10 protein-coding genes are annotated in these 13847 nt (G+C 71.6%); 8 read left to right on the top strand and 2 right to left on the bottom strand.

What is annotated here, in order from left to right:
• Positions 1 to 21: 21 nt before the first annotated feature.
• From ACQEV2_RS05875 to ACQEV2_RS05840, 8 genes are all read left to right on the top strand, one after another.
• Positions 22 to 1404: an L-serine ammonia-lyase gene (locus ACQEV2_RS05875; protein WP_433037232.1), complete on the top strand. Its 1383-nt coding sequence runs from the start codon at positions 22 to 24 to the stop codon at positions 1402 to 1404.
• A gap of 19 nt (positions 1405 to 1423) precedes the next feature.
• On the top strand, positions 1424 to 2281 hold the full coding sequence (gene fdhD, locus ACQEV2_RS05870) for a formate dehydrogenase accessory sulfurtransferase FdhD (RefSeq protein WP_433037230.1): 858 nt from the start codon (positions 1424 to 1426) through the stop codon (positions 2279 to 2281).
• Positions 2278 to 3663 (top strand): D-inositol-3-phosphate glycosyltransferase, encoded by a 1386-nt coding sequence (mshA, locus tag ACQEV2_RS05865; protein ID WP_433037228.1) that lies wholly within the window; start codon positions 2278 to 2280, stop codon positions 3661 to 3663. The genes fdhD and mshA overlap by 4 nt, the downstream gene beginning before the upstream one ends.
• 186 nt (positions 3664 to 3849) lie before the next feature.
• Complete coding sequence (locus ACQEV2_RS05860; RefSeq protein WP_433037226.1) at positions 3850 to 4608, top strand: hypothetical protein; 759 nt, start codon at positions 3850 to 3852, stop codon at positions 4606 to 4608.
• Entirely contained in the window at positions 4605 to 5147 is a 543-nt protein-coding gene (locus ACQEV2_RS05855; protein ID WP_433037224.1) for a SixA phosphatase family protein, read from the top strand. Before ACQEV2_RS05860 ends, ACQEV2_RS05855 begins: the two co-directional genes overlap by 4 nt.
• A 47-nt stretch (positions 5148 to 5194) precedes the next feature.
• The gene (locus ACQEV2_RS05850; protein ID WP_433037222.1) at positions 5195 to 5821 is read left to right on the top strand and encodes a YigZ family protein; all 627 of its coding nucleotides are present in this window, start codon (positions 5195 to 5197) and stop codon (positions 5819 to 5821) included.
• Positions 5822 to 5965: 144 nt separating this feature from the next.
• Complete coding sequence (locus ACQEV2_RS05845) at positions 5966 to 7129, top strand: exonuclease SbcCD subunit D (RefSeq protein WP_433037220.1); 1164 nt, start codon at positions 5966 to 5968, stop codon at positions 7127 to 7129.
• Positions 7126 to 10203 (top strand): AAA family ATPase, encoded by a 3078-nt coding sequence (locus ACQEV2_RS05840; protein ID WP_433037218.1) that lies wholly within the window; start codon positions 7126 to 7128, stop codon positions 10201 to 10203. The genes ACQEV2_RS05845 and ACQEV2_RS05840 overlap by 4 nt, the downstream gene beginning before the upstream one ends.
• 277 nt (positions 10204 to 10480) lie before the next feature.
• On the opposite strand, the gene ACQEV2_RS05835 is transcribed toward ACQEV2_RS05840, so the two are convergent.
• Positions 10481 to 11137, bottom strand: coding sequence for a contact-dependent growth inhibition system immunity protein (locus ACQEV2_RS05835; RefSeq protein WP_433037216.1), 657 nt, complete (start codon positions 11135 to 11137; stop codon positions 10481 to 10483).
• A 21-nt stretch (positions 11138 to 11158) separates the two neighbouring features.
• Positions 11159 to 13276 (bottom strand): RNase A-like domain-containing protein, encoded by a 2118-nt coding sequence (locus tag ACQEV2_RS05830; protein ID WP_433054222.1) that lies wholly within the window; start codon positions 13274 to 13276, stop codon positions 11159 to 11161.
• Positions 13277 to 13847: the final 571 nt, after the last annotated feature.

The following is a 13847-nucleotide window of genomic DNA, read 5'->3' as shown; positions in this document are numbered from 1 at the left end:
CTCCAATCCCCGGAGTATGGCGTGGCAATCAGCGTCTTCGACCTGTTCTCCATAGGCATCGGCCCGTCCAGCTCGCACACCGTCGGCCCGATGCGCGCCGCCGGGATGTTCGTGGCCAGACTGAAGCAGGACGGCGTGCTCGCCCAGACCGCCGCGGTACGGGCGGAGCTGTTCGGCTCCCTCGGTGCGACCGGCCACGGCCACGGCACCCCCAACGCGGTGCTGCTCGGCCTGGAGGGCAACGAGCCGCACACGGTCGACGTCGCACAGGCCGACCTCGACGTCGAGCGGATCCGCGGCACCGGGCGCATCCGCCTCCTCGGTGCCGAGATCGGCCCGGCCCACGAGATCGACTTCGACGTCCCGACGCAGTTGGTCCTGCACCGCCGGCGCTCGCTGCCGTACCACGCCAACGGCATGATCCTCTTCGCGTACGACGCCGACGGCGCGCCGCTGCTGGAGAAGACGTACTACTCGGTGGGCGGCGGCTTCGTCGTGGACGAGGACGCGGTCGGCGCGGACCGCATCAAGCCCGACGGCACGGTGCTGACCCATCCGTTCCGCACGGGCGACGAGTTGCTGCGGCTCTCCCGGGAGACCGGCCTGTCGATCTCCGCGCTGATGCTGGAGAACGAGAAGGCGTGGCGCACCGAGGAGGAGATCCGCGCGGGGCTGCTGGAGATCTGGCGGGTCATGGAGGCCTGCGTCTCCCGAGGCCTGGGCCGCGAGGGCATCCTTCCCGGTGGCTTGAAGGTCCGTCGTCGGGCCGCGGCGGCGGCTCGGGCCCTGCGCAGCGAGGGGGACCGGGCGAGCCGCGCGATGGAGTGGGTGACCCTCTACGCCATGGCGGTGAACGAGGAGAACGCCGCGGGCGGCCGGGTCGTCACCGCTCCGACGAACGGCGCGGCAGGCATCATCCCCGCCGTCCTGCGCTACTACCTCGACTTCGTGCCGGGCGCCGACGAGGAGGGCATCGTCCGCTTCCTGCTGGCCGCCGGGGCGATCGGCATGCTCTTCAAGGAGAACGCGTCCATCTCCGGTGCCGAGGTCGGCTGCCAGGGCGAGGTCGGCTCCGCCTGCTCCATGGCGGCCGGAGGCCTCGCCGAGGTCCTCGGCGGCAGCCCCGAACAGGTCGAGAACGCCGCCGAGATCGGCATGGAACACAACCTCGGTCTCACCTGCGACCCGGTCGGCGGACTCGTCCAGATCCCGTGCATCGAACGCAACGGCATGGCCGCGGTCAAGGCCGTCACCGCCGCCCGGATGGCCCTGCGCGGCGACGGCCGCCACCACGTCTCCCTCGACAAGGTCATCAAGACCATGAAGGAGACAGGCGCCGACATGAAGGTCAAGTACAAGGAGACCGCGCGCGGCGGCCTAGCCGTCAACGTCATCGAGTGCTGAGCAGGGGAAGCGACACGGCATGGGACGAGTCACCGAGCGTCGGCGCGTGCTGCGGATCCGGGACGGTGCGGTGAGCACGCGCCCGGACACGCTGGTCGCGGAGGAACCACTGGAGATCCGGCTGAGCGGCAAGCCGCTGGCCATCACCATGCGCACGCCGGGGGACGACTTCGCGCTCGCCGCCGGATTCCTGGTGAGCGAGGGCGTCGTGGGCCAGGCCGAGGAAGTGGCGAACATCGTGTACTGCGCGGGCGCCACAGAGGACGGCTCGAACACGTACAACGTCGTCGATGTGCAGCTCGCTCCCGGCGTGCCGATCCCCGACATCACGCTCGAGCGGAACGTGTACACGACGTCGTCGTGCGGCCTGTGCGGGAAGGCGAGCCTCGACGCCGTACGCACCACCGCGCGGTGGCCGATCGCCGACGCGCCCCCGGTCCGGGTCGCCCCCGAACTGCTGGCGGTCCTGCCCGACCGGCTGCGGGCCGCACAGCGGGTGTTCGACCGCACGGGCGGACTGCACGCCGCCGGGCTGTTCTCACCCGAGGGCGAACTGCTGGACCTGCAGGAGGACGTCGGCCGGCACAATGCCGTCGACAAGCTGATCGGCCGCGCGCTGCAGTCCGGCCGACTGCCGCTGTCCCGCAGCATTCTGCTGGTGTCCGGGCGGGCCTCCTTCGAACTGGCGCAGAAGGCGGTCATGGCGGGCATCCCGGTCCTGGCAGCGGTCTCGGCACCGTCCTCCCTCGCCGTGGACCTGGCGGCGGAGACCGGGCTCACGCTCGTCGGCTTCCTGCGTGGCGGCTCGATGAACGTGTACGCGGGCGATCAGCGCCTCGACCTGCGGGCCATCGCCACCGCGGGAGTCCGTACATGACCCGGCTCGAAGAGCTCCGGCACAGCGGCACCCACGCAGGTACCCTCGTCGGCCCGCCCCGTCCGCGGCCACCCGACGCCCACCACCGCCCCCGCCGCGTCGCGATGCTCAGCGTGCACACCTCCCCGCTGCACCAGCCCGGTACCGGCGACGCCGGCGGGATGAACGTCTACGTCGTCGAGCTCGCCAAGCGCCTCGCCACCCTCGGTATCGAGGTGGAGATCTTCACCCGGGCCACCTCCGCCGCGCTCCCGCCCAGCGTCGAACTCGCGCCCGGCGTCCTGGTGCGGCACGTGACCGCCGGACCCTACGAGGGCATCGCCAAGGAGGACCTGCCCGCCCAGCTGTGCGCCTTCGCGCACGGCGTGACGCAGGCCTGGGCCGGCCGGCAGCCCGGCCACTACGACCTGGTCCACTCCCACTACTGGCTCTCCGGCCACGTCGGCCGCCTCGCCGCGGAACGCTGGGGCGTCCCCCTCGTCCACGCCATGCACACCCTGGCGAAGGTCAAGAACGCCTCCCTCGCCGAGGGCGACACCTCCGAGCCCGCGGCTCGCGTGGTCGGCGAGAGCCAAGTCGTACGGGCCGCCGACCGGTTGATAGCGAACACCCAGAAGGAGGCGGAGGAACTCCTCCGCCACTACGACGCCGACACCGGCCGGGTCGCCGTCGTCCACCCCGGTGTCAACCTGGAGCGCTTCCGCCCCGGTGCCCGTGGTGTCCAGGCCGGCCGGGCCGTGGCCCGCTCCCGCCTCGGGCTGCCGCAGGACGCGCTGATCCCCCTGTTCGTGGGCCGCGTACAGCCGTTGAAGGCGCCGGACGTCCTGCTGCGTGCGGTGGCCAGGCTGCTTCAGGAGCGGCCGCGGCTGCGTGAGCGGATCGTGGTGCCGGTCGTGGGCGGGCCCAGCGGCAGCGGCCTGGCCGAGCCGGAAGGGCTGCGGAAACTGGCGGCCCGCCTCGGCATCTCCGACGTCGTGCTGTTCCGGCCGCCGGTCGGCCAGGACCGGCTCGCCGACTGGTACCGGGCGGCGTCCGTCCTGGTCATGCCGTCCCACAGCGAGTCCTTCGGCCTGGTGGCCGTCGAGGCACAGGCCTGCGGTACGCCGGTGATCGCCGCCGAGGTCGGAGGCCTGCCGGTGGCCGTACGGGACGGGGTGAGCGGCGTCCTCGTACCCGGACACGATCCGGCGGACTACGCGCGCGTGCTGGCCGGCTTCGCCGACGACCCGGCCCGCTCCGCCCGGATGAGCGAGGCCGCGGTCCGGCACGCCCGGTCCTTCGGCTGGGCGAGGGCGGCAGCGGCGACGGCGGACGTGTACACGGCGGCCCTGCTGCGTCGGGGCCGCGGTTCCCGCGCGGTCGGCGAAGGCCAACTCCACTAGTCCACGCCCGAACTCCTGTCCGGGCGGGCCGCCGCGCAGTACCGTTCGGGCAGTCCGCACGGCAGGGGGTGGCGATGCCCGGGTACGACAGACGCCTCGCGCGTGTGAGTGGGCCGTACGACCATGGATGACCAGCGAACTCCCGGTAGACCCGAGGACCGCCACGGTGTCCGGAAAGCGGGCCGGATGGCTGCGCGGGGCGGCCCGTCCGCCTACGCTCGCTCCGTGCTGCGCATCATCGACGCCCGAACCGGCAAGCCCGTCGACGCCGCCCCCGCCCGCCGTGGCCTGACCCGGATCGAGGCGCATACGGAGGGCTTCGACGTCACCGCCCTGCGGATACTGCTGGTCGCCGATCTCCTCGTCCGCGCCCTGGAACTCGGGGGTACGCCGGTCTGGGCGCTGCTCGACGAGGAGCGGCAGCAGGCGGAGCTGCGGGCCGGCGCGGCGGCGCTGGGCATCCGGCCCTTCGAGGACGGCCAGGACGCCGCGTCGGGACTGGGCGAGGCACAGGTCCTCCATGTCGTACGCGAGGGCGGCGCGGAACCCGACGGCGTGCGGGTCGCCGTCGCGCCCGTGCACGCGGAGGCGCCTCCCGAGGAGGCCGACCCCGCCGCCCTGCGCCTCGTGCTGCTCTCCCGCCCCAGAAGCGAGCCCGTACGACTCGACAGGGCCGCCCTGGCCGACGCCCACGACACCCTCGTACGCTGGCGCGGCGCCGTCGCCTCCTGGGCGCAGCGGCCGTCGCGGCCCATCCCCGACGAGGTCCGGGCAGAACTGCGCACCGCCTGGGAGGACGACCTCGACGTGCCCGGCGTCCTGCGAGTGCTGCGCTGGGTGGAGACCGCGCCGGACCTGCCGGACGGCGCCCGCTTCGAGACGTACGCCTACGCCGACCGACTCCTCGGCCTCGACCTCACCCGCGACCTGGGAACCCTCGCATGACGGCCCGCATGGGTGCCGGTCCGCTGCGCCGGCTGGTCGTCCTCAGGCATGCCAAGTCGGCCTGGCCGGACGGCGTCGCCGACCACGACCGCCCGCTCGCCCCGCGCGGACGCCGGGACGCCCCCGTCGCGGGCCGGATGCTCGCCGACGCCGACTGTCTGCCGGACCTCGCGCTGTGCTCGACCGCGGCACGCGCGCGTGAGACCTGGGACCTGGCGTCCGCCCAGTGGGGCACTCCGCCGCCGGTGCGCCACGAGCCACGGCTGTACGGGGCGGACGTGCCGGACCTGCTGGCGGTCGTGCACGAGGTCCCCCCCGAGGTCGGAACGCTGCTCCTGGTCGGGCACAACCCCGGCCTGGAGGAACTCGTCCTCGAACTCGCCGGGGAAGGCCTCGACAACACGCTGGACGAGGTCCGTACGAAGTTCCCGACGTCGGCCATCGCCGTCCTGGCCTGGTACGGCACCACCTGGCAGGCTCTCGCGCCCGGCACGGCGCTGCTGACGGGTGTGATGGTGGCGCGGGGCAAGAAGAAGTGAGCGACTCCCGCGCGGGCGGCCGCGGGCGCTGCGCATAGGCTGGCCCGATGCAGGACGAGTACCGCACAGTCGCCCACGCGGGCGTGCACGAGACCGAGGTCAACCGCTCACGCTTCATCTGTGCGCTCGCCCCGGCCGCCACCGAGCAGGAGGCCCAGGACTTCGTCGCCGCCGTCCGCAAGGAGCACGCGGACGCCACGCACAACTGCTGGGCCTACGTCATCGGCGCCGACGCCGGGATCCAGAAGGCCGGCGACGACGGCGAACCGGGCGGCACCGCAGGCGTCCCGATGCTCCAGATGCTGCTGCGCCGCGACATGCGCTACGTCGTCGCCGTCGTCACCCGCTACTTCGGCGGCGTCAAGCTCGGCGCGGGCGGCCTCATCCGGGCGTACGGCGGCGCCGTGGGCGAGGCGCTGGACGCGCTCGGTACGCTCACGCGGCGCCGCTTCCGGCTGGTGACGGTGACCGTCGACCACCAGCGCGCCGGCAAGGTGCAGAACGACCTCAGGTCGACCGGGCGCGAGGTGCGGGACGTACGGTACGGGGAAGCGGTCACCATCGAGGTCGGCCTGCCGGACGCCGACGTGGAGGCGTTCCGGGCGTGGCTCGCGGACGTGACGGCGGGGACGGCCGGGTTCGAGCTCGGGGGAGAGGCGTACGGGGACGCGTGACGGCTGGAGGCATGGGTGAAGTGCCGCCGCGGGCTGACTGCGTGGGTGAAATGTCCGTAACGCACGTATGGCGCGCCTGTCATGACGGGGCGATACGGGAGTAACCGCCCGTGCTGTCAGACCCGGCCGTTAGTCTCGGGGATCATGAGGCTTCTGCACACTTCCGACTGGCATCTCGGCCGGGCGTTCCACCGGGTGACCATGCTCGGCGCCCAGGCCGAGTTCATCGGCCACCTCGTCACGACCGTGCGTGAGCGCGGTGTGGACGCGGTGGTCGTGTCGGGAGACGTGTACGACCGGGCGGTGCCGCCGCTCGCCGCGGTCGAGCTGTTCGACGACGCCCTGCACCGGCTCGCCGACCTCGGTGTGCCGACCGTCATGATCTCCGGGAACCACGACTCGGCCCGGCGGCTGGGCGTGGGTGCCGGGCTGATCGGGCGTGCGGGCATCCATCTGCGGACCGATCCCTCGGCGTGCGGGACTCCGGTGGTGCTGGAGGACGCCTTCGGCGACGTGGCCTTCTACGGCCTGCCCTATCTCGAACCCGCCCTGGTGAAGGACGAGTTCGGGGTCGACAAGCCCGGGCACCAGGCCGTGCTCGCCGCCGCCATGGACCGGGTGCGCGGCGACCTCGCCACACGCGCGCGTGGCACGCGGTCGGTCGTCCTCGCGCACGCCTTCGTCACCGGGGGAGAGGCCAGCGACAGCGAGCGGGACATCACCGTCGGAGGGGTGGCCGCGGTGCCCGCCGGAGTCTTCGACGGCGTCGACTACGCGGCGCTGGGTCATCTGCACGGCTGCCAGACCATCACCGAGCGCGTCCGGTACTCGGGCTCGCCCCTGCCGTACTCCTTCTCGGAGGCCGACCACCGCAAGAGCATGTGGCTCGTCGACCTGGACGCCGACGGCGCGGTCACCGCCGAGCGCGTCGACTGCCCGGTGCCGCGCGCGCTGGCCCGGATCCGGGGGACGCTGGAGGAACTGCTCGCTGATCCCGGGCTCGCGCGGCACGAGGAGGCGTGGGTCGAGGCGACGCTCACGGACGCGGTGCGCCCGGCGGATCCCATGGCCCGGCTCGCCGAACGCTTCCCGCACACGCTCAGCCTCGTCTTCGACCCCGAGCGGGCGCCGGACGACCCCGACGTGTCGTATGCGAAGCGGCTCGCGGGGCGCAGCGACCAGGAGATCGCGCAGGACTTCGTGGCACACGTGCGGGGGGCCGGGCCCGATGAGCACGAGCAGGGCGTGCTGCGGGACGCCTTCGACGCGGTCCGGGCCGACGAGGCTGTGCGGGAGGTGGCGCGGTGAGGCTCCATCGCCTGGACATCACGGCCTTCGGGCCGTTCGGCGGGTCACAGACCGTCGACTTCGACGGGCTGTCGGTCGCCGGTCTGTTCCTGCTGCACGGACCGACGGGCGCGGGCAAGACGTCCGTCCTGGACGCCGTGTGCTACGCGCTGTACGGCTCCGTGCCGGGCGCCCGGCAGAGCGGACAGGGCATGACGCTGCGCAGCGACCATGCCGCGACCGGCACGCGCACCGAGGTCCGGCTCGAACTCACCGTCGCGGGACGGCGGTTGGAGGTCACCCGGCAGCCGCCGTGGGAGCGCCCCAAGAAGCGTGGCTCGGGCACGACCCTCGACAAGGCGCAGAGCTGGCTGCGCGAGTACGACGCGGCGGCCGGGACGTGGAAGGACCTCAGCCGCTCGCACCAGGAGATCGGCGAGGAGATCACGCAGCTGCTCGGCATGAGCCGCGAGCAGTTCTGCCAGGTCGTGCTGTTGCCGCAGGGCGACTTCGCCCGCTTCCTGCGCGCCGACGCCGAGGCTCGGGGCAAGCTGCTGGGCCGCCTCTTCGACACCCACCGCTTCGCCGAGGTCGAGAAGCGGCTCGCCGAGCGCCGCCGGGCGACCGAGGCCCAGGTGCGGGACGGGGACGCCGCGCTGCTGGCGGACGCGCACCGGATGCAGCAGGCGGCGGGCGACGCCATGGAGTTGCCCGAGCTCGCGCCGGGCGAGCCGGGACTGGCCGAGGCCATCCTGGGCGCCGCCGCCGTGGCCCGCAGCACCGCCCGCGAACAGCTGACCGTCGCCCACTGCCGCCTCACCGCCGCCGAGTCCGCCCAGGCCGCCGCCGACCGCGCCCTGGACGACGTACGCGAACTGGCGCGGCTGCAACGGCGGTTCGCCGAGGCGCGGGAGCGGGCGAGGCTGCTGGAGTCGCGCGCGGACGCCTACCGCGAGGCCGAGGCCCGCATGGAGAGGGCCCGCAAGGCCGAGACGGTCGCACCGGCCCTGGACCTGCGAGAGGCCGCCGACGCCGAACACCGGCGGGCAGCAGCGGCAGAGGCACGCGCGCGTGCCCAACTGCGGGCAGCCTTCGTAACCGGGGGTGTGGCAGCGCCCCATAGGGGCGTGGGGAACGGCGCGACCAGCCACGACGGCGCGGCAGACGACCGACGGCATTTCGCGGCACTTCCCGCGGAGCGCCTCGCGGCCGCCGCGCGCCGGGCCGCCGAGGAACTGGGCGGACTGGAGTCCGCCCGCCGCGCCGAGCAGCGGCTGGCCACCCTCGTCGACGAGCGTGACGAACTGGACCGTCAAGAGCGGGCCGACGAGGACCTGTTGCAGGAAGCCGAGGACTGGCTCGCCGGGTGGGAGCAGAGCCGAGCCGCGCTCCAGAGCCGTATCGACACCGCGCAGGAGGCCGCGACCCGCGCCGAGCAACTCGCCGTACAGCGCGAGCCCGCCCAGCAGCGGCTCGATGCCGCCCGGATGCGCGACCAGCTGGCCGGTGACACGGAATCCGCCGCCGAACAGGCCCGTCGCGCACAGGAGCAGGTGCTCCAGGCCAAGGCGCACTGGCTCGACGTCAAGGAACAGCGCCTGAACGGCATCGCCGCCGAGCTGGCCGCCCAGCTGAAGGACGGCGAACCCTGCGCGGTCTGCGGCGCCGTTGAACACCCCGCCCCTGCCCGCAAGGACGCCGGGCATGTGGACCGGGAGGCGGAGGAGCGCGCGCTGGCCGCCTACCAGCAGGCGGAGGAACGCCACACCGAGATGGAACAGCGTCTCGGGCTCGTACGAGAGGCGCTGGCCGCCGCCACAGCCGAGGCCGGCGACTCACCGACACAGCAACTTGCCGCGCACCGCGAGGAGTTGGAGCGCCTGTACACGCAGGCCCGCCGGGACGCGTCCCTCCTGCACGCGGCGCAGGAGGAACTGCGCCGCGCCGAGGCGGAGTACGAGCGGAGGTCCGCCGACCGGCAGCAGGCGGCCGTCAGATCCGCCTCCCGGGTCGGCCACCGCGAGCGGATGGACCGCGAGAAGAGCACCCTGGAAGCGGAGCTTGCCCAGGCCCGCGGCACCGCCGACAGCGTCGCCGCGCGGGCTGCTCAGCTGGAGCGGCAGGCCGCCCTGCTCACCGAGGCCGCCGACACCGCGCGCACCGCCGAGGACACCGCCCAGCGGCTCAAGGACGCCGATGCCCGCCTGGCCGACGCCGCGTTCCGCGCCGGCTTCGACACCCCGCAGGCCGCTGCCGCCGCCCTCCTCGACGACGCCGCCCACCGCGAGCTCCAACGACGGCTCGACGCCTGGCAGTCCGAGGAGGCCGCCGTACGCGCCGTCCTCGCCGAGGCCGACACCGCGGCCGCGGCCCAGCAGCCGCCGGCCGACGTGCCGTCCGCGGAACGGACGGCGGCCACGGCGGCCCAGCGGGCCCGCGACGCCGCCTCCGCGCGCGACGCGGCCGCCCGGCGCTGCACCGAACTCGACCGGCTGTCCGCCCGAGCGGCCACCGCCGTACGCCGACTCGCCCCGCTGCGCGAGGAGTACGACCGCGTGGCCCGCCTCGCCGCGCTCACCGCCGGCACCTCCGCGGACAACGAACGCAGGATGCGCCTGGAGTCGTACGTGCTGGCGGCCCGCCTCGAACAGGTCGCCGCCGCCGCGACCGTACGGCTGCAGCGCATGTCGTCCGGCCGCTACACCCTGGTCCACTCCGACGACCGGGCCGGGCGCGGCCGCAGCGGGCTCGGGCTGCACGTGGTCGACGCCTGGACCGGGCGGGAACGGGACACGGCGACGCTGTCCGGCGGCGAGACGTTCTTCGCCTCGCTCGCCCTCGCCCTCGGCCTCGCGGACGTCGTCACCGACGAGGCCGGCGGCGTCCGCCTCGACACCCTCTTCATCGACGAGGGCTTCGGCAGCCTCGACGACCAGACCCTGGACGAGGTGCTCGACGTCCTCGACTCCCTGCGCGAGCGTGACCGCAGCGTCGGGATCGTGAGCCATGTCCCCGATCTGCGGCGGCGGATCCATGCGCAGCTGGAGGTGGTGAAGGGGAGGTCGGGGTCGGTGCTGCGGCAGCGGGGGCACTGAGCGAGGGTCGCTGAGGACTCGTGATCCTTCGTATGCCCGCCGGTACGGTTGAGGCCAGTCAGGAGGGATTTGCTCCCTGTCCTTCCTTTCCTTGATCTTCCTTGCCCTTCTGCCCCCCGCCTGTCGCCGGATAGCCCCCGGACCAACCGTCCCGGCGCATAGAGACCGGCAAGGACTGCGCCGATCAAGGTTAGGGCGGTCATAGACATAGATGTAGATCGCCCAGCCGAGTACGGCTGCACCTGTCAGAGGCGTCGGTCCAGCTGGGCGCCCACTGCTATGCCGCAGCGATCCTGTTTCGGATCAGCTCCAGCCACTGCCGGAGTGACATCCCTTGCGGCGGCAGAAGATCGAGCCCCAACGCCGTGGCAGCAGTGTCGAGTTCCTGATCCGAGGACACCATGGTCAGGAGTTCCCCGATCTCCTGTGCTGCCTGTGCACGGTCTTCCGGAACGGCTTCGCTGACATACTCATCGAGAGCCTCATCGCGAGATTCATAGATGGATGAGAAATCCTGGTGGAAGTAGGCTCCGAGCAACTGGCTCAGGGCGGGGAATCGCTCGTTCCATTCCCACGAGTTCTGCGGGTTCACGTGGGCAACTCGTGACGGATCCTGCAGAAGCCGGTAGAGGTGCTCCCTGACGATACGCAGGCAGTCCTCCACGCTTGCCCCCACGGGAGGACGGATGTGTGGCAGGTCTTCCACCTCGTCTGCGATCTCTTCGGAGAAGAGTCCGATGGAGAGCAGGTCGTCAATTTGCTGGACGGCCGTTGCGGCGCGTGCAGGGTTCCGGGCAGCGATTCTGAGATAGGAAGCCAGACCAGGGCTCGGGCTCTCTTCTGTGTCGGAGAACGTGAAGCCGGTGTATGCATAGGCCTCTAGCAGGTCGCTGAGTTCATGGAATCGCTGGCCTGGTGGAATCGCCTGACTCATGAGTTGCTCCAAGCGTGCGCATTAGGGCTGAGGGAATGAGGTGAGGACACGGTATCCGGACGTCGCCGACGGGTCAGCCTTGAGAATGACGCGAACCCCTCTCACCCACTGCGGCGGTTGCCCATGGGTGAAGTCGTAACGAGTGAGGTGAAGTCCCGTGTTTTCGTCAAACCTTGCCTCCAGACGCAGCGGTCCTTTCGCGCCCTTGGCCAGCCAGTCAGATATCTTCCGCTGGTTCCTTGCGACGGCGAGAGTCCTGTCGGTGAAGCGTTGTGCCGCATCGACGTCAACGTAGCGTGAGTCCGAGCCAAGGCTAGGGTCTTCACGCAGGCGCCTGCGCATGCCGGCAGTGGTCTTGTCGACATGCTTGTCGATGGTATGAGCCTTGCTCTTGCCTCCAAGGCTCTTGCCCTCATCACCGCGGACATCCGCACGGTGCTCGGGCTTGGTGCGCCCCTTGCGTTTGCTCCTGGGCCACGCGTTGTAGTCCCCACCGGAGCCATTGGACGAACCCAGCCCCATGAGGACGATCCCGGCCGTGCCGAGGAGGGCGGAGTTGAGGGCGGCTTCGGCTGTGAGGGCGCTCACCGCTCCGCCTCCGGCGAGGGCGAGGCCTCCTGGAGGGAAGAGGGCGAGCAGGGAGAGCAGGAGGAGCGCGAAGCCGAGGTAGACCAGGAAGGTGTTCAGGGCGTCCAGCAGATGGAGCGTGCGGATGGCACTGCCGTCGGGACCCGCCTCCCCGAAGCCGCGCCACAGCAGGAGTACGCCGGTGGTCGCCGCGCCCAGCGCGGTTCCGAGACGGAATCGGTGGGCCGCCAGCAGTTCCCCGATCGGCTGCGCCGACACCTGCCGCCAGCTGCGCAGCAGGACCGTGAGCTGGTAGGCGATCCAGGCCAGTGCGGCTATGCCGAAGCCCATGAGAATCTTCGGCCCCGCACCGGTGCTGAAGAACTCCTGGAGGCCGTCGGTGGAGGTGAACGAGCCGACGCCCAGGAAGAGGAGTGACGGGAGCATGAGCACGCACGGGATCAGCAGCAGCCATCGCTCCCGGGAACGACGGGCCCTTCGAGCCGCCTTCAGCCAGGCGCGGATGTTCAGGGTCTGCCAGGCGCGTTGGTTGTCGGACGCGTCCATCCGGGCCGTTATCCCCGCGACCACCCGTCGCAGTTCCCCTGTGTCGTCGGGTGGCACCGTCGCGGCGGCGTACAGCAAGGAGCGCCGCAGCCTGACGTAGCGCAATACGATCAGCAGGCTCCATGGCGGACGCCAGGCCGCGTACCGCAGCAGAGCTCCCGGGCTGTCGCCGTCGACGCGTTCGGACGCGAGCAGTACGCCGGGCACGGTGCGCTTTCCGCGGTGGAGCCGGCGCACGTCGACGACCATGGCGAGGGCCAGGCACACCAACGGCGCCGCCCACGCCATCCCGTCCAGGGACTCCAGCCACCGCGTGGCCCGGCTGGCGTGTTCCTCTACCGCGTAGTTGTTCACCGTGTGGTGCACGGCGGCGGCCACGATCGGGAGCACCGACAACAGCCGCACCACCCAACCGCGTGCCCGCCAGAACAGTCCAACCCCGAAACCAGCCAGGGCCGTCCACACCAGGTGCGTGAACGTTTCCGTGACCGGAGGGCCGCCCAGGTCGAGTTGGCTGAACGGCGCCGGGAGCCAAGCCGTCAACGCCTGCCCCAGGCCCGGCACATAGGGCGGGGACAAGCTGTCGGGGATGATCCAGCCCTCACCCCGGACGATCGCCCGGTCCGCGTCCAGACCGAACCGGAGAACCGCCTCCAGAAGCCCGAACCCGGCCCCCAATGCCGCGCCCACCACCACGAAGTCGGTCAGCCCCCACTGGCGGCGAATCCTCGTACTCAACCCCACCAGCAGCAGCGGAGAGACCTTGATCAGCTCCTCCACCCAGGGAGCCACCGTGTAGCTGGTGGTGTTCACCACCGTCAGCAGCGACTGCCCCGACTGGTCCGCGTAGATGCGGGTGTAGGCGAGCTGCACCAACGCTGTCGCCACACCGCACCCGTACACTCCCACCGCAAGCGCCAGCAGCACGGTCGACAAGCGCACCGAACGCGTCGGCCAGGAAACGGCGAACAGTTGGAGCACACCCCAGAGGGCCGCCACCGCCATCATCAACGTCACACCAGGCCCCCCGACGCACCGGAACAACAATCGATTCGCGATAGTGAACGCGATGCTATGCAGTCAACTGCAAGCACAGCAAGCGACTTGTGAGACTCGTCGAGATGACCACGAGAAGCAGGCAAAGAGCGCCATCGCGGCGATCCCCACCGCCCGCGGCCCCGGAAGCGCGAATCATCGATACACCCCGCGCCCACGCCGTCTGGGATGTCACCGGCTCTCCCACTTGCGTCACATGCCTCCGGCCCATCGCTTCGAACGGCGAAATCCGCGAGTGCCTCACGCCGCTGGCGTACTGCCGCACGATGACGTACCTCTACGACTGGCACGTCAAGGCGCTGGACGCCATCGCCGAGGCGCGGGGGCCCGGCTCGGGCCGTAGCTCGACGGGGAGAGGGCAGTCGTGAATGAAGTAGCCGTACAGGGGCAGCTCTGGTCTGCGCCCTATACCACCATTTCCAAATCGTGGACACGCAGGGCACTGTCCAGTGATCTCGACAGCACTTTTTTAACGGGCTGGTATCCGCCTCAGGCGGAGTCGTCGAGGTGAAGACCGGGA

The organism is Streptomyces sp. CA-251387, assembly GCF_050936625.1.
Taxonomy (GTDB): Bacteria; Actinomycetota; Actinomycetes; order Streptomycetales; family Streptomycetaceae; genus Streptomyces.
This window is presented reverse-complemented; position numbering and strand designations above follow the sequence as displayed.